This window comes from Amycolatopsis orientalis DSM 40040 = KCTC 9412 (assembly GCF_000478275.1).
GTDB lineage: Bacteria > Actinomycetota > Actinomycetes > Mycobacteriales > Pseudonocardiaceae > Amycolatopsis > Amycolatopsis orientalis.
Genome location: NZ_ASJB01000009.1, coordinates 140,669 through 162,110, shown reverse-complemented (window position 1 = coordinate 162,110; position 21,442 = coordinate 140,669). Strand labels below are relative to the sequence as shown.

Below are 21,442 nucleotides of genomic sequence, written 5' to 3'. Positions count from 1 at the left end.
CCCCTGGTGGGGGTTGCCCATACCTGCCCGAAGTAGCACGCTCGACTGTGAGTCCGATCACGGTCGCTCCGGGGTCGGTCCGTGACAACCGAATGACCGGCCGCTCCCGAACGACCCCGGACCAGCGCGGGGTTTCTCTTGCTTTTGGAGGCCTGATGCGCATCACCGTCACCGTCGACGGCACCAGCTACACCGACGACGTCGAGCCCCGCACCCTCCTCGTGCACCATCTGCGCGAACGGGTCGGGAAGGTAGGCACCGTGGTCGGTTGCGACACCAGCAACTGCGGGGCCTGCACCGTCCACCTCGACGGGCACAGCGTGAAATCCTGTTCGGTACTCGCGGTCCAGGCCGACGGCTGCGAGGTCACCACGATCGAGGGCCTGGCCCGTGACGGCGAACTCCACCCGGTGCAGAAGGCCTTCCACGAGAACCACGCGCTCCAGTGCGGTTTCTGCACGCCCGGCATGATCATGCAGTCGATAGACCTGCTCGCCGACAATCCCGATCCGGACGAGAAGGCCGTCCGGGAAGGACTCGAAGGCAACCTGTGCCGCTGCACGGGCTACCAGAACATCGTCCGCGCGGTCCGCGACGCCGCCCATCAGATGCGGCCCGGTGCGGGTCCCGAGGCGGAGCGGCTCGCCTCGGACACCGCGTCCCGCGTCGGCGCGGGTGGTGAGTGATGACCTCCACGATCGAACCGGAGGTGGGAAAATCCCGCCGCCGCAAGGAGGACGAGCGCCTCATCACCGGCAGGACCCGCTGGACCGACAACCTGACCCTGCCCGGGATGCTGCATCTCGCCGTGCTCCGGAGCCCGTTCGCGCACGCCAGGATCACCTCGATCGATGTCACCGAGGCGAAGTCCGCGCCGGGTGTCGTCGCGGTGTTCACCGGTAAGGACCTCGATCCCGAAAGCGCCATCGGCATGCCGTGCGCGTGGCCGATCACCCCCGACATGAAATCGCCGAGGCGGCCCGTCCTCGCCTCCGACACGGTGAACTTCGCCGGTGAAGGCGTCGCGGTGGTCGTCGCCCGCACATCGGCCGAAGCGCACGACGCGCTCGAAGCGATCGACGTCGACTACGACGAACTGCCGGTCGTTCTCGGGCTCGAGAACGCGCTCGCCGAGGGCGCGCCGCTGGTCCACGAAGAACTCGGGACCAACCAGAGCGCCGTCTGGGTCTTCGATTCCGCCGACGCCGGAACGGGATCGAGCGTCGAGGACGCGATCACGAACTCGGAGGTCGTGCTCAAACGGCGCTTCCGGCAGCAACGGCTGGTCCCGGCGTTCATGGAACCGCGGTCGTGCGTCGTCGACCCCACCGGCAACCAGCTGGTCATGTGGTCGGCCACGCAGATCCCGCACATCCTCAAGACGATGACCGCGGCCACGCTCGGCCTCCCCGAGCACAAGGTGCGGGTGATCGCGCCGGACGTCGGCGGCGGGTTCGGCGGCAAGATCGCCGTGCTGCCCGAAGAGATGATGGCGACGCTGATCGCGCGGCGGCTGGGCAAACCGGTCAAGTGGACCGAGTCGCGTTCGGAGACGATGGTCGCCGCGCACCACGGCCGCGACCAGATCCAGGACCTCACCATCACCGCGAACCGCGACGGCACGGTGACCGGGCTCAAGGTCGAACTGCTCGCCGACATGGGCGCGTACCTCGGCCTCGTCGGCCCCGGCGTGCCGATCCTCGGCGCGTTCATGTTCAACGCCATCTACAAGTTCCCCGCGTACCACTTCGCCTGCACCAACGTGTTCACCAACACCACGCTCACCGACGCCTACCGCGGTGCCGGGCGGCCGGAGGCCACGTTCGGAATCGAGCGGATGATGGACGAACTCGCCGTCGAACTGGGTATGGACCCGCTGGAACTCCGGGAGAAGAACTGGATCAAACACGAGGAGTTCCCGTTCACCACGGTGGCCGGGCTGACCTACGACTCGGGTGACTACGAGGCGGCCACCGCCAAGGCCAAGGAACTGTTCGACTACGACGGCCTCCGCCGCGAACAGCGGGAACGGCGGGAAGCGGGCGACCCGGTCCAGCTCGGTATCGGCATCTCGACGTTCACCGAGATGTGCGGGCTGGCGCCGTCGCGGGTGCTCGGTTCGCTGGACTACGCGGCGGGCGGCTGGGAACACGCGGAGATCCGGGTACTGCCGACCGGCAAGATCGAGGTGGTCACCGGCGCCTCCGCGCACGGACAGGGGCACGAGACGGCGTGGAGCCAGATCGTCGCCGACAAACTCGGCGTCCCGTTCGAGGACGTCGAGGTCATCCATGGCGACACCCAGTCCTCGCACAAGGGCATGGACACCTACGGGTCGCGGTCGCTGGTCGTCGGCGGGATCGCGGTGATGAAGGCGGCGGACAAGGTGCTCGCCAAGGCGAAGCCGATCGCCGCGCACCTGATGGAATGCTCCGAAGACGACCTCGAGTTCGACGCGGGCAAGTTCTCCGTCAAGGGCACGGATTCGTCGACGTCGATCCAGGACATCGCGTGGGCCGTGTTCTCGGCGCACAACCTGCCGGACGGGGTCGAGCCCTCGCTGGATTCGGCGGACACGTTCGATCCGGAGAACTTCTCCTTCCCGCACGGCACGCATCTGTGCGCGGCCGAGGTCGACACCGAGACCGGACGGGTGCGGTTGCGGTCCTACGTCTGCGTCGACGACGTCGGGGTGGCCGTCAACCCGCTGATCGTCGAAGGCCAGGTGCACGGCGGGCTCGCGCAGGGCATCGCGCAGGCGCTGTTCGAGGAGGCCGTCCACGACGAGGGCGGGACGCTGACCACCGGGACGTTCGCCGACTACCTGCTCCCGTCGGCGGCCGATCTGCCCTCCTTCACCACCGACCGCACCGAGACCCCGTCGACGACGAACCCGTTGGGCGCCAAGGGGGTCGGCGAGGCAGGCACGATCGCCTCGACCCCGGCCGTGGTCAACGCCGTGATCGACGCCGTCCGCCACTTCGGCGTGAACGACATCGAAATGCCGCTGACCCCGATGCGGGTCTGGCACGCCATCCAGCACCGGACGGCGTCGGCGGGCGGGCTGGGCTCCGAAGCCGGTGGCGGTCTCGGTTCGATCGACGCTTCCGGAGGTGCCCAGTGATCCCCGCCCCGTTCGACTACGTCGCTCCGTCCACAGTGGACGAGGCGATCAGCGCGCTCGCCGAGGCGGGCGAGGACGCCAAGGTGCTGGCGGGCGGGCAAAGCCTGCTGCCGGTGCTGCGGATGCGGCTCGCGACGCCGACCACGCTGATCGACCTCGGCAAGATCGGCGAGCTGCGCGGTGTCCGCGAGGAGGGTGACGCACTGGTCATCGGCTCGATGACCACGCATTACGACGTCCAGCGGGACGCGCTGGTCGCCGAGCACGCCGCGCTGCTCAAATCCGCCACCGACACGGTGGCCGATCCGCAGATCCGCCACCGCGGCACGTTCGGCGGTGCCATCGCGCACGCCGATCCCGCCGGTGACCTGCTCGCCCCCGTGCTCGCGCTCGGCTGCGAACTCGTCGTCGCCGGGCCGGGCGGGCGGCGGACGGTGGCCGCGGCGGACTTCTTCCAGGACATGTTCACCACCGCGCTCGCCGCGGACGAGATCCTGGTCGAGGTCCGCGTGCCGAAGCACACCGGCTGGCGTGCCCACTACGAGAAGTTCAACCGGGTCGCGCAGGCGTGGTCGATGGTCGCGGTCGCGGCCTGTGTCCGCACCGAGGCGGGCACCATCGAGGAGGCGCGGGTCGCGCTCACCAACATGGGCTCGACACCGGTGCGGGCGGCCGGGGTCGAGGCGGCGCTGGTCGGCTGCGCGGCCACCGCCGAGGCGATCCGCGGCGCGGCCGAACGCGCGGCCGAGGGCACGAATCCCACGGCCGACGGCGATTCCGACGTCGAATACCGGCAGCACCTCGCCAGGGTGCTGACCGGACGGGCGGTTCTCGCCGCTGCGGGTTCCTGACGAAGAGAAGGGAGGTCGGCCCGTGCGGCTCGACCACGAATTCACCGTCCCGGCCCCGGCCGACGAGGTCTGGCGGGCCGTCGTCGACCCGGAGCGGGTAGCGCCGTGCATGCCGGGTGCCACCGTCACCGGGGTCGAAGGCGACACCTTCAAAGGCACGGTGAAGGTCAAGCTCGGGCCGATCTCCCTGCTCTACAAGGGGTCCGGCGAGTTCGTCGAGAAGGACGCGGACGCGAAACGGGTGGTGATCAAGGCGTCCGGCAAGGACGCCCGCGGCGCGGGTACGGCCTCGGCGACGGTGACGCTCACCTTGACGGAGAAGGAAGGCGTCACCCATGGCGCCGTCGCCACGGATCTTTCGGTCACCGGCAAACCGGCGCAGTTCGGGCGCGGGATGATCTCCGAGGTCGGCGGCAAGATCCTCGACTCGTTCGCGGAGTGTCTGTCCGGCAAGCTCACCACCACGCCCGAGCCCGAACCGGAAAAGCCCGAGGAACGCCCGCCGTTGCAAGCGGTCAAGCCGGTGCCCGAGGGCGAGGCCATCGACCTCATGGAGTACGCGGGCGAATCGGTGGCCAGACGGGCCGCGCCGGTGCTGATCGCCCTCGCCGGGGTGCTCCTGATCGTCGCGATCGTGCGGGCGCTGAAACGCTGAATGTGACCTGGGCGGCGCTGTGACACAAAGAGAAATATCCGGGACCCGCCACCGTTGAACCCGGTATGAAGGCGGATCACGAAGTCGACGTGGCGGTGATCGGGGCGGGCCAGGCCGGTCTGTCGGCGGCGTATCACCTGCGCCGGGCGGGATTCGCCAACGAGGCGGGCTTCGTCGTGCTCGACCACGGCAAACGACCCGGTGGCGCGTGGCAGTACCGCTGGCCTTCGCTGGTGATGGAGAAGGTCCACGGCGTCTACGACCTCCCCGGCATGGCCTTCGGCGTCCCGGATCCGAAACTGCCCGCCGCCGAAGTCGTTTCCGACTACTTCGGCCGTTTCGAACGCACCTACGACCTCCCGGTCCACCGCCCCGTCGACGTCCTGTCGGTGAACGCCGAGGGCGACAGGCTGGTCGTCGCGAGCGCGGCCGAGACGTGGGCCGCCCGTGCGGTGATCAGCGCGACCGGCACCTGGGACCGGCCGTTCTGGCCGTACTATCCGGGGCAGGAGACCTTCCGCGGCCGCCAGGTGCACACGGCCGACTACACCGGTGTCGGTGACTTCCGGAACAAACGCGTCGTCGTGGTCGGCGGCGGGGCGTCGGCGGTCCAGCTGCTGCTGGAGATCGCGCCCCATGCCCGGTCGACACGCTGGGTGACCCGGCGCCCGCCGGTCTGGCGCGACGAGCCGTTCAGCGAGGACTGGGGCCGCGAGGCCGTCGCCAAGGTCGACCGGCGGGTCCGGGCGGGCCTGCCGCCGGAGAGCGTCGTCAGCGTGACCGATCTGGCGGTGACACCCGAGGTACGGGCGGGGCTGGCCGCCGGGATCCTCGACCGCCGCCCGATGTTCGAGCGGATCACCGCGGACGGCGTGGTGTGGGCGGACGGCACCTTCGAGCCCGCCGACATCATCCTGTGGGCAACCGGATTCCGCGCCGCCATCGACCATCTCGCGCCCCTGCGCCTGCGCGCGTCCGGGGGCGGCATCCGGATGGACGGCACCCGTGTCGTCGCCGAACCGAGACTGCACCTGATCGGCTACGGCCCGTCCGCCAGCACCGTCGGCGCGAACCGCGCGGGCCGCGCCGCCGTCACCGAGATCCGGCGGCTGCTCGGACGCTGAGGTCGTCGAGGATCCCGGCCAGGCCGGCGGGCTTCCGGAGGAAACCCGCGTGACTGCTCTCGAGGTCACGGACGTCGAACGGATTGTCCGGGGTGAGCGCGTCGCCCTCGGCGATGTAGCGGTCCTGCGCGGCGAGCGGCATCGAACGATCCTCGGTCAGCCGGACGAACGTACGCGGGATCCGGCCCCACGAATCCTTGTCGGCGCGCACGTCCCACGCCGGGTCGGTCAGCCAGAAGACCTCGTCCGGCTGGCTCGTCACGACGACCTGGAGGAACTCCTCCTCGGTGAGTTCACCGGCGACGGCGTCGCGCAGAGCTGCCCGTCCCGCGCGATCGGCGCCACGCCAGTTGATCCGGATGAATCCCTGGCGCGACGGGTCACCGACGAAAAGGGGGGCCAGCGCGGTGAAGAGACCGGCGGACGCCCATTCGGGCAGCGCCGGGTAGTCCCCGGGCGCGCGGTCCACCGGGCACTGGGCGGCGACGTAGACGAGCCGGTCGATCAGTTCGGGGATCGCGTTGGCGGCGGCGGTGACCGGCAGCCCGCCGAAGCTGTGCGCGACGAGGACTACCGGGCCGTGGTGGCGCACCCGCTGTACGGCGTCGACGACCGCCCCGGTGAAGTCGTCCACGGTCAGGTCTTTCATCACCGACGGCTCGGCGGCGAAGGTTTCGAGGTCCTGTTCGTGGTAAGCCCTGGTGAAACCCGCGCCCCTACCGGGGAGGTCGAGCGCGAGCGTCCGATGCCCGCGGGACGCCATCTCCCGCTGGGTGGCCGACCAGGAGTGCGCCGAACTTCCCGAACCGTGCACGAAGACAAAAGTGGGAATCATGCTTAGAGTGTGGCGTATTTCCGTCCCTTGAGAGACCCGTCGCCCCAAAGGGCGGGGAAGAATGGTCGGCCGGGCGTATTCCGGATTCGCGATTATCGGCCGGTATCCCGGGCCGCTCTCCGCCACTCCTTTGACCGGGGAAACAGAAACGACGGAATTCGCACTGGGGGATGCTTCATGACGTCTACCGAGAACGCCGCGCCTTTGCCCGGTATCCGGGCCGGGACCTGCCTTCCGGATATGCTCCGGCAGTGGTCGGCAACGCGGCCGGAGGCTTCGGCCGTGGTCGGCGGTGACCGGGAACTGACCTTTCGCCTGCTCGAAGAAAAGAGCCGGGAACTCGCCGTCCATCTCGCCGGTCTGGGGATCGGCACGGACGATCTCGTCGGCCTGCACGTCGAGCCTTCCGCGGACCTGATGATCGGCGCGTGGGGAATTCTCACCGCGGGCGCCGCCTATCTGCCGTTGTCCCCGGAATACCCGGAAGAGCGGCTGCGCTACATGCTCGACGACAGCCGCGCGGGCGTCGTCGTCACGCAGCCGCATCTCGCCGGGCGGCTCGCCGGGCTGGTGCCCGCCGGGACGCGGATCGTGTCCGTGGCCGACGCCCGCGGCGCGACCGGTGAGGTTCCGCGCGGCCCCCGGCCGGACTCGCTCGCGTACGTCATCTACACCTCGGGCAGCACCGGCAAGCCGAAGGGCGTGATGATCGAGCACCGCAATGTCGTTTCCCAGCTGCGCTGGCTACAGGCATGCGGTCATCTGGACGCGAGCGTCACAGTGCTGCAGAAGACACCGATGAGCTTCGACGCCGCGCAGTGGGAGATCCTGGCGCCCGCCGCGGGCGCCAGAGTGGTGATGAGCGCGCCCGGAGCGTTCCGGGATCCCGAAGCCCTGATCGACACCGTGGTGAAGCACGACGTCACCACCCTGCAGTGTGTTCCGACCCTGCTGCAGGCGTTGCTCGACACGGAACGCCTCGCGACCTGCACCACGGTCCGGAAGCTGTTCTCCGGCGGCGAGGCGCTTTCGCGTCAGCTGGCCAAGGAACTCACCCGCGAGCTGCCGTCGGCGCGGCTGGTCAATCTCTACGGGCCGACCGAATGCACGATCAACGCGACCGCCCAGCTCGTCGATCCGGACACGATCGACGAGGGCGCCGGGACGATCTCGATCGGCGTGCCGGTCGACAACACCCAGTGCTTCGTGCTCGACGACCGGCTCGCCCCGGTCGACATCGGGGAGACGGGTGAGCTGTACATCGGCGGGGTCCAGCTGGCCCGCGGTTATCTGAACCGGCCGGAGCAGACGCGCGAGCGGTTCGTGCCGAATCCGTTCGTGCCGACGGAACGGCTGTACCGCACCGGGGATCTCGTCTACTGGAACCCGGACGGCACCCTCCAGTTCGTCGGCCGTGCCGACAACCAGGTCAAGCTGCGCGGGCACCGCGTCGAACTGGACGAGATCGCCGTGGCGATCGAGGAGCACACCTGGGTGCGCCGGGCCGCGGCGGTGGTGACCGACGACGCGCGGACCGGCTCCAAGGCGCTCGTCGCCTGCGTGGAACTGAATCCGCGGGAAGCCGCGCTGATGGACCAGGGCAACCATGGCGGGCATCACCAGTCCAAGGCCAGCAAACTGCAGGTCAAGGCGCAGCTGTCCCATCCGGGAGTGCGCTCCGCCGCCGATCTCGACGGCCGTCCGGTGCTCGCGCTGCCGGGAAAGCGGGAGACCGGCCATCAGCGGCGAGAGGTCTTCGCGCGCAAGACCTACCGGTACTACGAGGGCGGCACGGTCACCCGCGACGACCTCGCCGCGCTCCTGACGCCGGGCCCGGTCAGCTCGTATTCCCGGGCACCCGGCGACCTCTCGTTCGCCGAACTGGGCGAACTGCTGCGGTGGTTCGGCGAGTTCCGCAGCGACGAGCGCTTGCTGCCGAAGTACGCCTACGCCTCGCCCGGCGCGTTGTACGCGACGCAGGTGTACCTGGAGACCAGCGGCCTCGGCGGGATCGGCGCCGGGATCCACTACTACCACCCGATCGACCACACGCTGGTCCACGTCGGGCCGAGCACGCGCGCCGGGCACTCGGTGCACTTCATCGGCCGCACCGCGGCCATCGAACCGGTCTACAAGAACAACATCCGTGAGGTCCTTGAATTCGAGGCCGGCCACATGGTCGGCGTCTTCGAGGAGATCCTGCCCGGATACGGCCTCACGATCAGCCCTTCGGCGGACGACCCCGGGGTGGCCGCACGCCTCGGCGCCGCCGACGACGACCACTACCTCGGCACGTTCTCCTGGCACGCCAACGACGGCAGGCCGCGACGGGACGACACCGAACTGTTCGTCCAGGCCCATCCGGACCGGGTCGAGGGGCTGCCCGCCGGTACCTACCGGTGGCGGGACGGAGATTTCGAGCGGCTTTCCGGCAAGCTGATCGAGGCCAGACACGTGATCGCGATCAACCAGCAGGTGTACGGTCGCGCGGCCTTCGGGATCACCGCCGTCAGCCGCGCGAACGACGAACGGCTCGAGTACCTCGGTCTCGGCACGAAGCTGCATCACCTGCAGCGCAACGGTTCGGCGCTGGGCCTCATGTCCTCGGGTTACAGCTCGAAGAGCGGCAACCCGTTGCCCGCCGCCCGGCGGATCGACGACATCCTCGCCGGACAGGGGATCGCGCCCGGCCCGTCGTACTTCTTCCTCGGTGGCAAGGTGAGCCAGGAGCAGCTGCGCAGTGAGGGAATGCGTGAGGACGCCGTGCACATGAAGGGCCCGGCGGAGATCATCCGGGACGAGCTGGCCCAGACCCTGCCGGACTACCTGGTCCCCAACCGCGTCCTGGTGCTGGACGAGTTGCCGTTGACCGCCAACGGAAAGGTCGACGCCAAGGCGCTGGCGGAGTCCGGCGCCGTCCGCTCCGCGAGCGGTGACACGCCGTACGTCGCGCCGTCGACGGACCACGAGCGGTGGCTGGCCGAGGTGTGGGGCAAGGCGCTGAAGTACGACGACGTCTCGGTGCGCGACGACTTCTTCGCCGCCGGTGGCAACTCGCTGATCGCGGTTTCCCTGGTGAACCGGATCAATCGCGAGTACGGCATCCGGCTGCCGCTCCAGGTCGTCTTCGAGTGCCCGAAGCTGGCCGATCTCGCCGCCCGCATCGGCGAGGACTCCGCCACGCCGTCTTCGCGGCTGGTCCCGCTGGCGGCCGGCGGTGGCAGTCCGGTGTTCTGCTGGCCGGGACTCGGCGGCTACCCGATGAACCTGCGGCCGCTGGCCACGGAAAACGGCCTGGGACGGCCGTTCTACGGAGTGCAGGCCCACGGCGTCAACGCGGACGAGACGCCCTACGCCACCGTCGAGGAGATGGCGAAGGCCGACGTCGCCGAGATCCGGCGAGTCCAGCCGGAGGGGCCTTACACTTTGTGGGGCTACTCGTTCGGCGCCCGTGTCGCCTTCGAAGCGGCGTGGCAGCTGGAACAGCAGGGGCAGCGCGTGGACGACCTGCTGCTGATCTGCCCCGGCAACCCCGAAGTCGGGGGCGGCGGCGAACGGGTGGCGAGTTACACGAACCCGGCGTACCTGACGATCCTGCTCTCGGTCTTCATCGGGTCGATCTCCGGGCCGGAACCGCTGGCCTGCCGGGAAACCGTCCGCGACGAAGAAGGTTTCGTGGCTTTCGTGGCGGACCTGCTGCCCGGCCTCGACGAACGGCTGATCCGGCGGATCATCCGGATCGTCGAGGAGACCTACGAGTTCGACTACGGCTTCCGCGAACTGGCGCGGCGGCGGATCGAGGCTCCGGTGACCCTCTTCAAAGCCGAAGGCGACGACTACTCGTTCGTCGAGAACAGCTCCGGGTATTCGGCCACGCCACCGGAGGTGATCACGCTCGACGGCGATCACTACAGCGTTTTGAAGCAGCACGGGGTCGCCGAACTGGTCTCGGCGATCCGTGCCCGGACCGCATGCTGAACCGACGAAGGGAGAACCAGCAGTGACCGACTCACTCGGTCCCCGCCTCAAGGTCGGTGTCGTCGTCCCGTCCACCAACACCTCGGCCCAGCCGGAACTGGACGCGATGCGCCCCGACGGCGTCACCAACCACACGGGCCGGATGCTCATCGACGACGACCCGATGGTCGACGAGCCCGGTTTCGACCGGGTCATGCGCGGCATCCGGTCCTCGACACATCCGGCGATCCGGAGTGTCGCCTGCTGCGATCCCGGCTGCGTGATCATCGGGGTCTCCCCGGAAAGTTATTGGGAGGGAACGGAAACGCAGGGCCGCGTGCTGGCGTCGATGCGGGAGGCCGCGGGTGGCAGGCCGGTGACGATGAGCCCGGACGCGATCAAGGCGGCGCTGTCCGCCCACGACGTCCGCCGGATCGCGGTCATCACGCCGTACCTGCCGGTCGGCGACGATTCGGTGAGCCGGTTCTTCACCGACAGCGGCTACGACCTGCTGAGCGTCCAGGGCCTCGGAATGCCGAGCCCGGCCAAGATCTCCCACGTCTCCGAGACCGGACTCCGGGACGCGGTCAAGGAGATCGACAGCGCCGACGTCGAAGCGATCGTCCAGGTCGGGACCAATGTCGCGATGTCTCGGCTGGCCGCGGCCGCGGAATTCTGGCTCGGCAAACCGGTCCTTTCGAACAACACCGTCCTGTACTGGCACGCGCTGCGCCAGAACGGGATCGGCGACCGGATCCGCGGCTTCGGCTCCCTGCTGGCGGAGCACTGAGCCGGGCGGGTATTTGACCGGGCATTACAGAACGTGCCATGCTGGCGGTATGCCCCGTCCCAAGGGATTCGATCCCACCGAGGTGCTCGACGCCGCCGTCGGCACGTTCTGGCGCAAGGGGTACGCGGCTACTTCGGCCCAGGACCTGGTCGAAGGTACCGGCCTCGGCCGGGGAAGCCTGTACCACTCGTTTTCGAGCAAGCAGCGGCTGTTCAAGGAGGCGCTGCGCCGGTACGAGGAAACGTCGGCCACCCGGGTGGAGGAGATGCTGACCGCCCCCGGCACCATCCGGGAGCGGATCCGGCGCGTGCTGATGGACGTGGTCGAGGACGAGACGGGCTCCTCGGACGGGCACCGTGGCTGTCTCGCCGTCAACGCCGCCCTCGAACTCGGCGGGATCGACGACGAGGTCACCGCCCGCGTCCGTCACAACTTCGAAAGAGTGGAAGACGCGTTCCAAGCCGAGTTCGCCGCCGCACGGCGGGAGGGCGAGATCGGCGCGGAACGTGATCCGCGGGCGCTGGCGCGGTTCACCCTCGCCGCGATGTACGGCCTGCGGGTACTGGGGAAGACCGCGGACCGGCGGGCGCTCGCCCAGGTCGTCGAAACCACCATCCAGGCGTTCTGATGTTCCAGGTCTCGTAACCCCCGCCCCGCCTCAGCGCGGATTTCCCGTGAAAGCGTTCTTTAACGAACGTTCCATCAAGGCCGGGCCGATCCCTGGCCCTGGACAAGGAGTGAAGGCAGGACATGACGGAATCCGTCGCGGTGCTCGGCACCGGCATCATCGGCGCCCCGGTGGCCCGCAACCTGAGCGCGGCCGGATTCACCGTACGTGCCTGGAACCGCACCGCGGCCAAGGCCGAAGCCCTGTCCGGGGACGGTGTCCAGGCTTTCGCGAGTCCGGCGGAAGCCGTCGAGGGCGCGGCGGTCGTGATCACCGTCCTCACGGACGGCGCGGCGGTGCTCGAAGCGATCCGCGCGGCCGCCCCCGCCCCCGGCACGATCTGGGTGCAGCTCAGCACCGTGGGCGAGGCCGTCGGCGAACTGGTCGCCCACGCCGACGAGCAGGGCCTCGTCTTCGTCGACGCGCCGGTGCAGGGAACCCGCCAGCCCGCCGAACAAGGCCAGCTGATCGTGATGGCGGCGGGCGCGGCCGAGGCGCGCGACACCGTCCAGCCGCTGTTCGACGCGATCGGCAAGCGCACGCTGTGGGTCGGCGAGGACGGCCGCTCCGGCGCCGCGAGCCGGCTGAAGCTGGTGCTGAACACCTGGGTGCTCGCGCTGACCCACGGCGTCGGCGAGGCACTCGCCCTGGCCGAAGGCCTCGGCGTCGACCCGCGGCACTTCGTCGACGTCGTCACCGGCAGCCCGATGGACAACGACTACTTCCAGGGCAAATCCGCCGCGATCCTCAAGAACGACTACACCACCGCCTTCTCCGTCGACAACGCGGAGAAGGACGCCCGGCTGGTGCTCGAAGCCGCGGCCCGCGCGGGTATCCGGATGGACGTCATCGAAGCAGGCCGCGCCCGCTTCGCCCGCGCGTCCCAGGCCGGGCACGGCGACGAGGACATGGCCGCCGGTTACTTCGCCAGCTTCGAATAGCGCGTTCAGTCCTCTAGATGCGGCCCTCCAGGTACCTCACCTGGGCGGCCTTTCTCTCGTCGTAGCCTTCCCGGCCCGAAAGATGCTCCGGGACGCCGACCTCCCACCAGGCGCCGGCCTCGGTCCACGAGTTCGGTTGGGTCCGCACGACGACCACCGCCGGTCGCTTCTCGGCCACCGCGGCTTCCCGTGCCTTCGTGTAGGCCGCCCGCACATCGTCCACAGAGGACGCCGTGAACACCGCGCACCCCAGTGATTCCGCGTGCCGCGCGAAGTCGACCCGCGGTGGTGACGAATGCGCTGTCCGGCAGTCGGCGAGGAGGTTGTTGAACGGCTTGCCTCCTTGCCCCTCCTGCAACCGGGCGATGACCGCGTAACCGTCGTTGTCGCAGACCACTGCCACGAACGGATGGCCGGCGAAGGCGGCCGAAAACAGTTCCGAGTTCAGCATCAGATACGAGCCGTCACCGAGCATCGTGGTCACCAGGCCACCGGTATGCGCCATCGCCGCGCCCCAGGCGCCCGCGAGTTCGTAGCCCATACAGGAGAACCCGTACTCGACGTCCATGCTGATCGAGCCCGATCCGCGCCAGCCGCCGATCAGCTCTCCCGGCATCCCGCCGGACGCGGTCATCACGTAGTCCCGCGGTTCGGAGAGGTCGTTGACCACGCCGACGACCTGGGCGTAAGTCGGGACCTCGCCGGAGACGTCGCGCAGGGAGTCGATATGCGCGTCCCACCGGCCGCGTTCCGTCGCGGCGCGCTCGGTCCACGAAGTATCGACCTGCCAGCTTTCCAGCTGCGCCGCCAGTTCCGCGAGGCTCGCGTCGGCGTCGCCCACGACGGCCATCGCGCCGTGCTTGACCGCGTCGAACCGGGCGGCGTTCAGGGTGATCAGCCGGACACCGGGGGAGAAGATCGTCCACGACGCCGTGGTGAAGTCCTGCAACCGGGTCCCGACGGCCAGGACGACGTCGGCCTCGGCGGCCAGCACGTTCGCGGACGTCGAGCCGGTGACGCCCAGCGGACCGGCGTGCAGAGGATGGTCGTGGGGGACCAGGGTGCGCCCGGCCGTGGTTTCGGTGACCGGGACGCCGTGGCGTTCGGCGAAGGCCATCGCTCGCGCACCGGCACCGGAATACCGGACCCCGCCCCCGAGTACCAGCAACGGTTTCCGGGCGGACCGCAGCACGCTCGCCGCCTCGGTGAGGGCGCGGCGATCCGGGCGGGGACGCTGCGGGCGATGGGTCACCGGTGCGAACAGCGCGTCCGGGAAGTCGTAGGTCTCCACCTGGACGTCCTGGGGCAGCGCCAGCGTCACCGGACCCGCGTCCGCCGGATCGGTCAGCACCCTGGCGACCTGCGGCAGCGTCGAAAGCAGTTGCTCAGGCCGGGTGATCCGGTCGAAATACCGGCTCACCGCGCGGAAGGCGTCGTTGACCGTGGCCGTCGGATCGCCGAAATGCTCGACCTGCTGAAGCACCGGATCCGGCGCGCGGCCGGTGAAGGTGTCGCCGGGGAGCAGCAGCAGCGGCAGCCGGTTGGCGTGCGCGACCCCGGCCGCGGTCACCATGTTCAGCGCGCCCGGCCCGATCGACGAGGTCACCACGCCCACCTGGCGCCGGTGCGTGGCCTTGGCGTAGCCGACGGCCGCGAGCGCCATGCCCTGTTCGGTCTGGCCACGCCACACCGGCAGCTCGTCGCGGTGCTCCTCCAGCGCGGTACCGAGGCCCAGGACGTTGCCGTGCCCGAAGATCGCGAACACCCCGGGGAACAGCGGCACTTCCCGGCCGTCCAGGGTCTCCGACCGCTGGGCGAGCAGCCAGCGCACCAGCGCCTGTGCGGTGGTCAGCTTCATGACACCCGTCCTTCGTGGCTCGTGACCGGGCAGCGCGGGTCGGTTTCCTGGCCGTCCCAGGTCTCGCGGACCCAGCCGTGCGCGGGGTCGTCGCAGAAGGCCATCGACCGTTCGGCGGCGGGCCCGGCCAGGACGTTCAGGTAGTACATCGGATACCCAGGGGCGGCGACACAAGGGCCGTGATAGCCACGCGGGATCAGAAAGACGTCGCCGTCGCGGACCGCGACGTCCTCGTCCAGCGCACCGTCCGAAGTGTACGTCCGATGGAGACCGAAGCCCTCGCGTGAAGGGGTCACGCCGTCACGGCCGGCGATGCGGAAGTAGTAGATCTCCTCGTTGACGACCTCGCATTCGGACACCTCGTCGTGTTTGTGCGGCGGATAGGACGACCAGTTGCCGGCGGGGGTGATCAGCTCGCACGCGTTGAGTTTGTCGGCGTGGTCCCACACCCCGGGCACGCCGAAGTTGGTGACCTGCCTCGTCGCCTGCCCGGCGCCGCGCACCTCCACCGGCACGTTCTCCGCCGGTCCGTAGCGGGGTTCGAGACGGCGGGTGCAGCGTGCCATCGGCAGCGCCAGCTCGATGCCGCCGACCGTCGAAAACTCGACTTCGGCGTCGCGCGGCACGTAGGCGAAGTCCGTGACCCGGGTGAACACCGAGTCGCGTCCGGTGAGTTCGAAGACAGCGCCGTCGACGCGGACCGTGCAGGCCCCGGACAGGGGCAGGACGAACGCTTCGTACTCGCCCGTGCGCACCACCCGGGACTCCCCGGCGGCCAGCGAGAGGACTCTCAGGCCGCTGTAGTCCCAGCCCGCCGAGTCCGGGGTGAGCCGGACCGGGTCCCGCTCGTCCGAAAGTGTCCCGAGTGGACGGTGAAGCTTGCTCACAGCAACTCCTCGATCTCGTCGGCGGTGGGCATGGCGTCGGCGCAGGCGAGCCGTGCTGCGACGAGCGCGCCCGCCGCGTTGGCGTAGGCGGCGATGCGCACCGGATCCCAGCCGGACAGCAGACCGTGGATCAGCGCGCCACCGAATCCGTCACCGGCGCCGAGGCCGCAGACGACGTCGACCCGCTGCGGCGGCACCGTCCAGCGTCCCTCGGCGGTGGCCACCAGAACACCCTCGGCCCCCTTCTTGATCACCGCCAGTCCGACTCCCCTGGCCAGCATCCGGGACGCGGCCTCGTCGGGATCCGCCGTGCCGACGGCGACCTCCGCCTCGGCGCGGTTGCCGACGGCGACCGTGACGTGGTCGAGCATCCAGCCGATCTCTTCGCGCGCTGTCGTGGTGTCGGGCCAGAACATCGGCCGGAAGTCGAGGTCCAGCACGGTATGCGACCGGCGTCCGCGCCGCCGGAGCATCTCGCGCTGCGTGCCGCGTGCCGGTTCGGCGGACACGCCGGTCCCGGTGACCCACAACAGGGGCACCGTTTCCACGACGTCCCAGGGCACGTCGGCCTCGCCGAGGGTCAGATCCGGCGCGATCGGGGCGCGGTAGAAGAGCAGCGGCGGATCCGACGGCGGGTTCAGTTCGCAGAACACCACCGGTGTCTGCAGGCCCGCCGAGGTCCCGACGTGGTCGGGCGACACGCCGAACTCCCGCAGCGCCTGCCGTACGTAGTCACCGAACCCGTCCGGACCGACCTTCGTCAGGACCGACGTCGACCGGCCGAGCCGCGCGGCGGCGACCGCGACGTTGGTCGCGGTCCCGCCGAGCGACTTGGCGAAGGTGCTGACCCCGGCCAGCGGCACGCCGCTCTGCTCGGGGTAGAGATCCACCCCGACCCGGCCGACGGTCAGTGCTTCGAGAGTGGTCATGAAGGGGACTCCACGGCTCGCAATTCGTGTTCGAGGGCTTCCAGTTCCGCGCCGCCCGCCATCTGCCGGGTCAGTTCGGGGAGGTCGATCTCGGACTTCTCGTAGGTGCCGAGCGGCGCACCCCGTTTGAGCAGCAGGAACCTGTCGGCCACCGGATAGGCGTGATGCGGGTTGTGCGTGATCAGCACGACGCCGAGGCCGCGGTCGCGGGCCTGTGCGACGTACTTGAGGACGACACCGGCCTGTTTCACGCCCAGCGCCGCCGTCGGCTCGTCGAGGATGAGTACCTTCGCCCCGAAGTGCACCGCCCGCGCGATGGCGACGCACTGCCGCTCCCCGCCGGACAGCGTGCCGACCGGCTGCTCGACGTCACGCAGGTCGATACCCATGTCGGACAACGCCTTCTTGGTCGTCTCACGGCCCTTCTTCCGGTCCAGCGCCCGGAACGGGCCGAAGCCGACCGTCGGTTCGGAGCCGAGGAAGAAGTTCCGCCACACGCTCATCAGCGGCACGACGGCCAGATCCTGGTACACCGTCGCGATACCGCTGTCGAGCGCCTCACGGGGCGAGGTGAACCTGACCGGCTCGCCCTCGACCAGGAACTCGCCCTTGTCGTGCTGGTGGACCCCGGAGAGGATCTTGATCAAAGTGGACTTGCCCGCCCCGTTGTCGCCGAGCACGCAGGTGACCTCGCCCGCGTTGACCACGGTGGACACGTCCCGCAAGGCGATCACGCTGCCGTAGGTCTTGCCGACGTCCTTGACCTCGAGGAGATGACTCATCGTCGTACCCTTTCCGCGCGCCGCCGGAAGGCGTTGTTGACCAGGACCGCGGACAGCAGCATCACGCCGAGGAACAGCATGAACCAGTCGCTGTCCCAGCGGGCGAACACGATGCCCTGCCGTGCCATGCCGAAGATCAGCGCGCCGATCGCTGCGCCGAGCGCCGAACCGAAGCCGCCGGTCAGCAGGCAGCCGCCGATCACGGCCGCGATGATGTACTGGAACTCCAGTCCGATGCCCTGGTTCGCCTGGACGCTCGCGAACCGCAGGATGTTGATCGACCCGACCAGCCACGCGGCGAGCGCGGTGGTCATGAACAGCATGATCTTGGTACGCACCACCGGAACGCCGACCGCGCGCGCACTCGGCGCGGAGCCGCCGACGGCGAAGACCCAGTTGCCGAGCCGGGTCCGGACCAGCAGCCAGGCCGCCACCAGCGCGAACCCGATCCACCAGACGATCGAGATCTGGAACGCCGTCCCGCCGATGTCCACTGTGGACGCGAAGACGAAACCGGCGGACTCGTAGCCGTCGGTCGCGCGCATCCCGGAGACCTGGACGGTGCCGGTGACCAGCCGCGTGATGCCGAGGTTGAGCCCTTGCAACGCCAGGAACGTGCCCAGGGTGACGATGAAGCTGGGCAGTCCGGTGCGCAGCACCAGCCAGCCGTTGAACGCGCCGACCGCGAGCGCGAAGACCAGCGAGGCGAGCAACCCGAGCCAGACGTTCCAGCCCGCCTGCGTCGCCAGAGTGGCGGTGACGAGCGCGGTGGACGCCGTCATGACACCGGCCGAGAGGTCGAACTCGCCGCCGATCATCAGCAGGGAGACGGCGACCGCCATGATGCCGAGCGTCGAGGCGTCGTCGAGCCAGGTCGCCACCCCGCTGCCGCTGAAGAACTGGTCCGTGACGAGGGTGAAGAACAGGAAGACCACGACGGCGCCGAGCAGCGCGCCGATCTCGGGCCGGACGACCAGCCGGTCGAGCAGCCGCGGTTTCGCGATCCGTTCGTCGAGGGTGGTGCTTGTCATCGCGTGCCCCTTTGCACGTACTGGCCGACGGTGTCCACAATGGATTTGTCGACCAGGTCGGGGCCGGTGAGGACCGGCTTCCCGCCGCCGACGATGTTCGCGTTGTCCCGGTAGAGCTTGAGGAACTGCACCGGGAGGTAGCCCTGCTCGTACTGCTGCTGATCGACCGCGAAGACCACGTCGCCGGACTTGATGGCGCCCACCACGTCGGTGTTGAGGTCGAACGTGCCGACCTGCGCCCGCGAGCCGACCGCCTTGATCGCGCTCACCGCCCGCGCGGCGACCTGCGAGTTCAGCGTCAGCACCGCGTCGAGTGAGGAATCGGTCTGCACCGCGCCCCGGATCCGGGATTCCGCGTCGGCCGGGTTGCTGATGTCGACCTGGAGCGTCTGCACGTCGCCCGCGAACCCGGTCTTGGCGCCGTCACAGCGCTGAGCCTGCCCGATGTTGCCCGCCTCGTGGATCACGCAGAGCAGTTTCTTCTTGCCGAGTTCCCTGAACTTCTTCCCGGCCTCCTCGCCGGCGATGGACTCGTTCTGCCCGACGTGGGTGAGCGCGCCGTAGGCGGCGCTCTTGTCCTCGCCGGAGTTGATGGTGATGACCGGGATGCCCGCGCGGACCGCGTTCTCGATCGAGGTCTTGAGCGCCTCGGGGTTCGCCATGGACACCACCAGCCCGCCGACCCGCTGGGCGACCGCGTTGTCGACCAGTTTGGCCTGGTTTCCGGGATCCCCGTCGGAGTTGTACTCGACCTGGACCCCGAGCTGCCTGCCCGCCTCCTCGGCGCCGTTCTTGACCACGTTCCAGAACGCGTCACCGGCGGTACCGTGCGAGATGACCGCGACCCGCAGCGGCCCGGCCGGCTGGGTCGTCACCGGGGCGGCGCCCTCGGCGCGTTTCTCCTCGGCCTTCGGGCCGGTGCACGCGGACAGGAGCAACAGCCCCGCCGCGGCCACCAGCACCATTTTCAAGCGATGGGACATCGTCGTCTCTCCTCGCTTCTTCCGTTAGCTGACAGCCGGGAGCCGGCTGACGATCTCGCCGAGATGGGCCAGGCTCCTGGTCACATCCCGTTTCGGCAGGTCTTCCGGGCTCCTCTCGCCCAGCGCGGTGTCCTGTTCGAGGACGTACCACCCGGCATAGCCCGCCTCGTGGACGGACCTGACCATCGCTTCGATGTCGACGTCCCCTTCGCCCAGCGGGACGTACAAACCTTTACCCACCGCTTCGGCGTAGGGAAGCCTTCCGGCGCGGACGTCTTCGGCGAGTTCGCCGCGGACGTCCTTGAGGTGCAGGTGACCGACCCGGCCGGGATGGCGGCCGGCCAGCGCGACCGGATCGGTGCCGCCGATCAGGAGATGTCCGGTGTCCAGGCACAGCGGGAGGTCGGAATCGGCGAGGAAGCGTTCGACCTCGTCCTCGGTCTCCACGTGGGTCCCGACATGCGGATGCAGCACGGTGCGGAGTCCATGGCGTGCGCCGATCTTCGCGATCTCACCCGAGGTTTCGATCAGGGTCGCCCATTCGGCGGCGGTCAGCTCCGGCCGGTCGTCGTATCCGTCGAGGCCCGTGGCGGCGGCGAGCACGAGCATGTCGCCACCGCACGCGGCGAACAACGCCGCGGACTCCTCCGCCTCCGCCAAGGCGGCCGCGGGATTCTCGTGCAGGACGACGGCGAGGAAACCGCCGACCAGTTCCAGCCGGTGCCCGCCGAGCAGCGTGCGCAGCGCGGCCGGGTCGCGCGGGAGATACCCGGGAGGGCCGAGTTCGGTGGCGCGGACCCCCAGTTCCGCCATCTCGCCCAGTACGGTCCCCGCGTCGAGAACGCGGCCCCAGCCGGGGACTTCGCAGACACCCCAGGAGATCGGGGCGGCGGCGATTCGGATCCGGGATGTCATCGGCGACCTCCGGTAGGGGAGTGGATTAGAGCGCTCTATTGATTAGAGCGCTCTAATCATGTAGCGTCCGTCACAGTAAAGTCAAGGGCGGGGAGGACACTGGGAAATGGCACGACCGACGATGGAGGACGTCGCCGCGAAAGCAGGGGTTTCCCGTGCGCTCGTGTCACTGGTGATGCGGAACGCGCCGAACGTCTCCGACGAACGGCGGACGCGGGTGCTGTGCGCGGCGCACGAACTCGGCTACGAGCCGCACGCGATGGCCAGGTCGCTGGCCAGCCGGACCTCGACCGTCCTCGGCGTGATGGTCTCCGATCTGCGCAACGCGTTCTTCGCCGACGTCGTCGAAGGGCTCGACGCGGCGGCCGAGGCGGCGGGCTTCAACCTCATCCTCAACACCGGTGGCCGCAGTCCCGCCCGCGAACGGGCCGCGCTGCGGAACCTGCTCTCCTTCCGGCCCGCCGGGGTGATCCTGCTGTCGCCGGTGCTGCCCGCGGCGGCGATCGAGGAAGCGGCCGGACAAGGTCCCGTCGTCCTCGTCTCGCGCAGCTCACGCGTACGAGGAGTGGACACGGTGAACGACGACGGCGAGGCGGGGTCCGCGCTGGCCGTCGAGCATCTGGTCTCCTTGGGGCACCGGCGGATCGCCCATCTGGACGGCGGGGTCGCGGCCGGTGCGGCGGCCCGGCGGCGGGGATATCAGCGGGCGATGCGGCGGCATCTGCTGCATCCGCTCATCGTGCGCAGTGAACACACCGACACCGCAGGGGAGAAGGCCGTGCACGAACTGCTCGGCGACCACACCCGGGAGACGCTGCCGACGGCCTTGGTGGCGGGCAACGACTTCAACGCCGTCGGCGCGATCTCCGCGCTGGAAGAGGCGGGGCTGCGGGTGCCGGAGGACGTTTCGGTCGTCGGCTACGACAACACCTCGCTCGCCGCGCTGCGCCATCTCTCCCTGACCACCGTGGACCAGCCGCGCACCGAAATGGGGCGGCTGGCCGTCGAGGCCCTGCTCGAACGGATCCGGGGCGAACGCACCGAACCGGTCCGCCATCTGCTGCATCCGTCGCTGGTGGTCCGCTCCACCACCGCTCCGCTTTAGAAAGGTCA

The 21,442-nt window shown here is 69.5% G+C and carries 18 protein-coding genes; 10 read left to right on the top strand and 8 right to left on the bottom strand.

Translation table 11 applies throughout. The features are described from left to right. The first annotated feature begins 155 nt into the window (after positions 1-155). The 5 genes from L324_RS01995 (at position 156) to L324_RS01975 (ending at position 5,754) form a co-directional block, all read left to right on the top strand. Complete coding sequence (locus L324_RS01995; RefSeq protein WP_037303592.1) at positions 156-686, top strand: (2Fe-2S)-binding protein; 531 nt, start codon at positions 156-158, stop codon at positions 684-686. Further along, positions 686-3,124 carry a xanthine dehydrogenase family protein molybdopterin-binding subunit gene (locus tag L324_RS01990; protein ID WP_037303590.1) on the top strand — a complete coding sequence of 813 codons (2,439 nt, stop codon included), beginning with the start codon at positions 686-688 and terminating at the stop codon, positions 3,122-3,124. The genes L324_RS01995 and L324_RS01990 overlap by 1 nt, the downstream gene beginning before the upstream one ends. Next, positions 3,121-3,975, top strand: coding sequence for an FAD binding domain-containing protein (locus tag L324_RS01985; protein WP_037303589.1), 855 nt, complete (start codon positions 3,121-3,123; stop codon positions 3,973-3,975). The genes L324_RS01990 and L324_RS01985 overlap by 4 nt, the downstream gene beginning before the upstream one ends. Positions 3,976-3,997: 22 nt before the next feature. Continuing rightward, the gene (locus tag L324_RS01980) at positions 3,998-4,630 is read left to right on the top strand and encodes an SRPBCC family protein (RefSeq protein ID WP_037303588.1); all 633 of its coding nucleotides are present in this window, start codon (positions 3,998-4,000) and stop codon (positions 4,628-4,630) included. Between the two features lie 65 nt (positions 4,631-4,695). Next, complete coding sequence (locus tag L324_RS01975; protein ID WP_037303587.1) at positions 4,696-5,754, top strand: NAD(P)-binding domain-containing protein; 1,059 nt, start codon at positions 4,696-4,698, stop codon at positions 5,752-5,754. Here L324_RS01975 and L324_RS01970 read toward each other — a convergent pair. Then, positions 5,723-6,589 (bottom strand): alpha/beta hydrolase, encoded by an 867-nt coding sequence (locus L324_RS01970; protein ID WP_037303586.1) that lies wholly within the window; start codon positions 6,587-6,589, stop codon positions 5,723-5,725. The genes L324_RS01975 and L324_RS01970 overlap by 32 nt on opposite strands. A 177-nt stretch (positions 6,590-6,766) precedes the next feature. Here L324_RS01970 and L324_RS01965 point away from each other — a divergent pair, with 177 nt between their 5' ends. The 4 genes from L324_RS01965 to L324_RS01950 all read left to right on the top strand — a co-directional run bounded on the left by L324_RS01965 (position 6,767) and on the right by L324_RS01950 (position 12,944). Then, positions 6,767-10,567 (top strand): non-ribosomal peptide synthetase family protein, encoded by a 3,801-nt coding sequence (locus L324_RS01965; protein ID WP_037303585.1) that lies wholly within the window; start codon positions 6,767-6,769, stop codon positions 10,565-10,567. Positions 10,568-10,589: 22 nt separating this feature from the next. Beyond that, positions 10,590-11,336 (top strand): maleate cis-trans isomerase family protein, encoded by a 747-nt coding sequence (locus tag L324_RS01960; protein ID WP_037303582.1) that lies wholly within the window; start codon positions 10,590-10,592, stop codon positions 11,334-11,336. A gap of 49 nt (positions 11,337-11,385) precedes the next feature. Continuing rightward, positions 11,386-11,964 (top strand): TetR/AcrR family transcriptional regulator, encoded by a 579-nt coding sequence (locus L324_RS01955; RefSeq protein WP_037303581.1) that lies wholly within the window; start codon positions 11,386-11,388, stop codon positions 11,962-11,964. Positions 11,965-12,086: 122 nt separating this feature from the next. Beyond that, positions 12,087-12,944 (top strand): NAD(P)-dependent oxidoreductase, encoded by an 858-nt coding sequence (locus L324_RS01950; protein WP_037303580.1) that lies wholly within the window; start codon positions 12,087-12,089, stop codon positions 12,942-12,944. 13 nt (positions 12,945-12,957) lie between these two features. On the opposite strand, the gene iolD is transcribed toward L324_RS01950, so the two are convergent. Genes iolD through L324_RS01915 form a run of 7 tightly spaced genes read right to left on the bottom strand, consistent with a single transcriptional unit; the run spans position 12,958 to position 20,329 of the window. Beyond that, positions 12,958-14,802 carry a 3D-(3,5/4)-trihydroxycyclohexane-1,2-dione acylhydrolase (decyclizing) gene (iolD, locus tag L324_RS01945; protein ID WP_173426336.1) on the bottom strand — a complete coding sequence of 615 codons (1,845 nt, stop codon included), beginning with the start codon at positions 14,800-14,802 and terminating at the stop codon, positions 12,958-12,960. Beyond that, the gene (gene iolB / locus L324_RS01940; RefSeq protein ID WP_037303579.1) at positions 14,799-15,689 is read right to left on the bottom strand and encodes a 5-deoxy-glucuronate isomerase; all 891 of its coding nucleotides are present in this window, start codon (positions 15,687-15,689) and stop codon (positions 14,799-14,801) included. The genes iolD and iolB overlap by 4 nt, the downstream gene beginning before the upstream one ends. Then, positions 15,686-16,618, bottom strand: a complete 933-nt coding sequence (gene iolC, locus L324_RS01935) for a 5-dehydro-2-deoxygluconokinase (RefSeq protein ID WP_037303578.1) — start codon at positions 16,616-16,618, stop codon at positions 15,686-15,688. Before iolC ends, iolB begins: the two co-directional genes overlap by 4 nt. Continuing rightward, a complete protein-coding gene (locus tag L324_RS01930) occupies positions 16,615-17,400 on the bottom strand; it encodes an ATP-binding cassette domain-containing protein (protein WP_037303576.1) in 786 nt (261 codons plus the stop codon). Before L324_RS01930 ends, iolC begins: the two co-directional genes overlap by 4 nt. Beyond that, on the bottom strand, positions 17,397-18,431 hold the full coding sequence (locus L324_RS01925) for an ABC transporter permease (RefSeq protein WP_037303575.1): 1,035 nt from the start codon (positions 18,429-18,431) through the stop codon (positions 17,397-17,399). Before L324_RS01925 ends, L324_RS01930 begins: the two co-directional genes overlap by 4 nt. Continuing rightward, on the bottom strand, positions 18,428-19,414 hold the full coding sequence (locus L324_RS01920; protein ID WP_037303574.1) for a sugar ABC transporter substrate-binding protein: 987 nt from the start codon (positions 19,412-19,414) through the stop codon (positions 18,428-18,430). Before L324_RS01920 ends, L324_RS01925 begins: the two co-directional genes overlap by 4 nt. A gap of 24 nt (positions 19,415-19,438) precedes the next feature. Then, complete coding sequence (locus L324_RS01915) at positions 19,439-20,329, bottom strand: sugar phosphate isomerase/epimerase family protein (protein WP_037303572.1); 891 nt, start codon at positions 20,327-20,329, stop codon at positions 19,439-19,441. 106 nt (positions 20,330-20,435) lie between these two features. Here L324_RS01915 and L324_RS01910 point away from each other — a divergent pair, with 106 nt between their 5' ends. Further along, entirely contained in the window at positions 20,436-21,434 is a 999-nt protein-coding gene (locus L324_RS01910; RefSeq protein ID WP_037303570.1) for a LacI family DNA-binding transcriptional regulator, read from the top strand. Positions 21,435-21,442 lie beyond the last annotated feature (8 nt).

What these genes read in the sequence shown, in the direction of transcription:
- L324_RS01950 (WP_037303580.1), top strand. Translation starts at nt 12,087, where the DNA reads ATGACGGAATCCGTCGCGGTGCTCGGCACCGGCATCATCGGCGCCCCG.
- L324_RS01920 (WP_037303574.1), bottom strand. Translation starts at nt 19,414, where the DNA reads ATGTCCCATCGCTTGAAAATGGTGCTGGTGGCCGCGGCGGGGCTGTTG.
- L324_RS01995 (WP_037303592.1), top strand. Translation starts at nt 156, where the DNA reads ATGCGCATCACCGTCACCGTCGACGGCACCAGCTACACCGACGACGTC.
- L324_RS01990 (WP_037303590.1), top strand. Translation starts at nt 686, where the DNA reads ATGACCTCCACGATCGAACCGGAGGTGGGAAAATCCCGCCGCCGCAAG.
- L324_RS01965 (WP_037303585.1), top strand. Translation starts at nt 6,767, where the DNA reads ATGACGTCTACCGAGAACGCCGCGCCTTTGCCCGGTATCCGGGCCGGG.
- L324_RS01910 (WP_037303570.1), top strand. Translation starts at nt 20,436, where the DNA reads ATGGCACGACCGACGATGGAGGACGTCGCCGCGAAAGCAGGGGTTTCC.
- L324_RS01970 (WP_037303586.1), bottom strand. Translation starts at nt 6,589, where the DNA reads ATGATTCCCACTTTTGTCTTCGTGCACGGTTCGGGAAGTTCGGCGCAC.
- L324_RS01930 (WP_037303576.1), bottom strand. Translation starts at nt 17,400, where the DNA reads ATGAGTCATCTCCTCGAGGTCAAGGACGTCGGCAAGACCTACGGCAGC.
- L324_RS01975 (WP_037303587.1), top strand. Translation starts at nt 4,696, where the DNA reads ATGAAGGCGGATCACGAAGTCGACGTGGCGGTGATCGGGGCGGGCCAG.
- L324_RS01955 (WP_037303581.1), top strand. Translation starts at nt 11,386, where the DNA reads ATGCCCCGTCCCAAGGGATTCGATCCCACCGAGGTGCTCGACGCCGCC.
- L324_RS01925 (WP_037303575.1), bottom strand. Translation starts at nt 18,431, where the DNA reads ATGACAAGCACCACCCTCGACGAACGGATCGCGAAACCGCGGCTGCTC.
- iolD (WP_173426336.1), bottom strand. Translation starts at nt 14,802, where the DNA reads ATGAAGCTGACCACCGCACAGGCGCTGGTGCGCTGGCTGCTCGCCCAG.
- L324_RS01915 (WP_037303572.1), bottom strand. Translation starts at nt 20,329, where the DNA reads ATGACATCCCGGATCCGAATCGCCGCCGCCCCGATCTCCTGGGGTGTC.
- iolC (WP_037303578.1), bottom strand. Translation starts at nt 16,618, where the DNA reads ATGACCACTCTCGAAGCACTGACCGTCGGCCGGGTCGGGGTGGATCTC.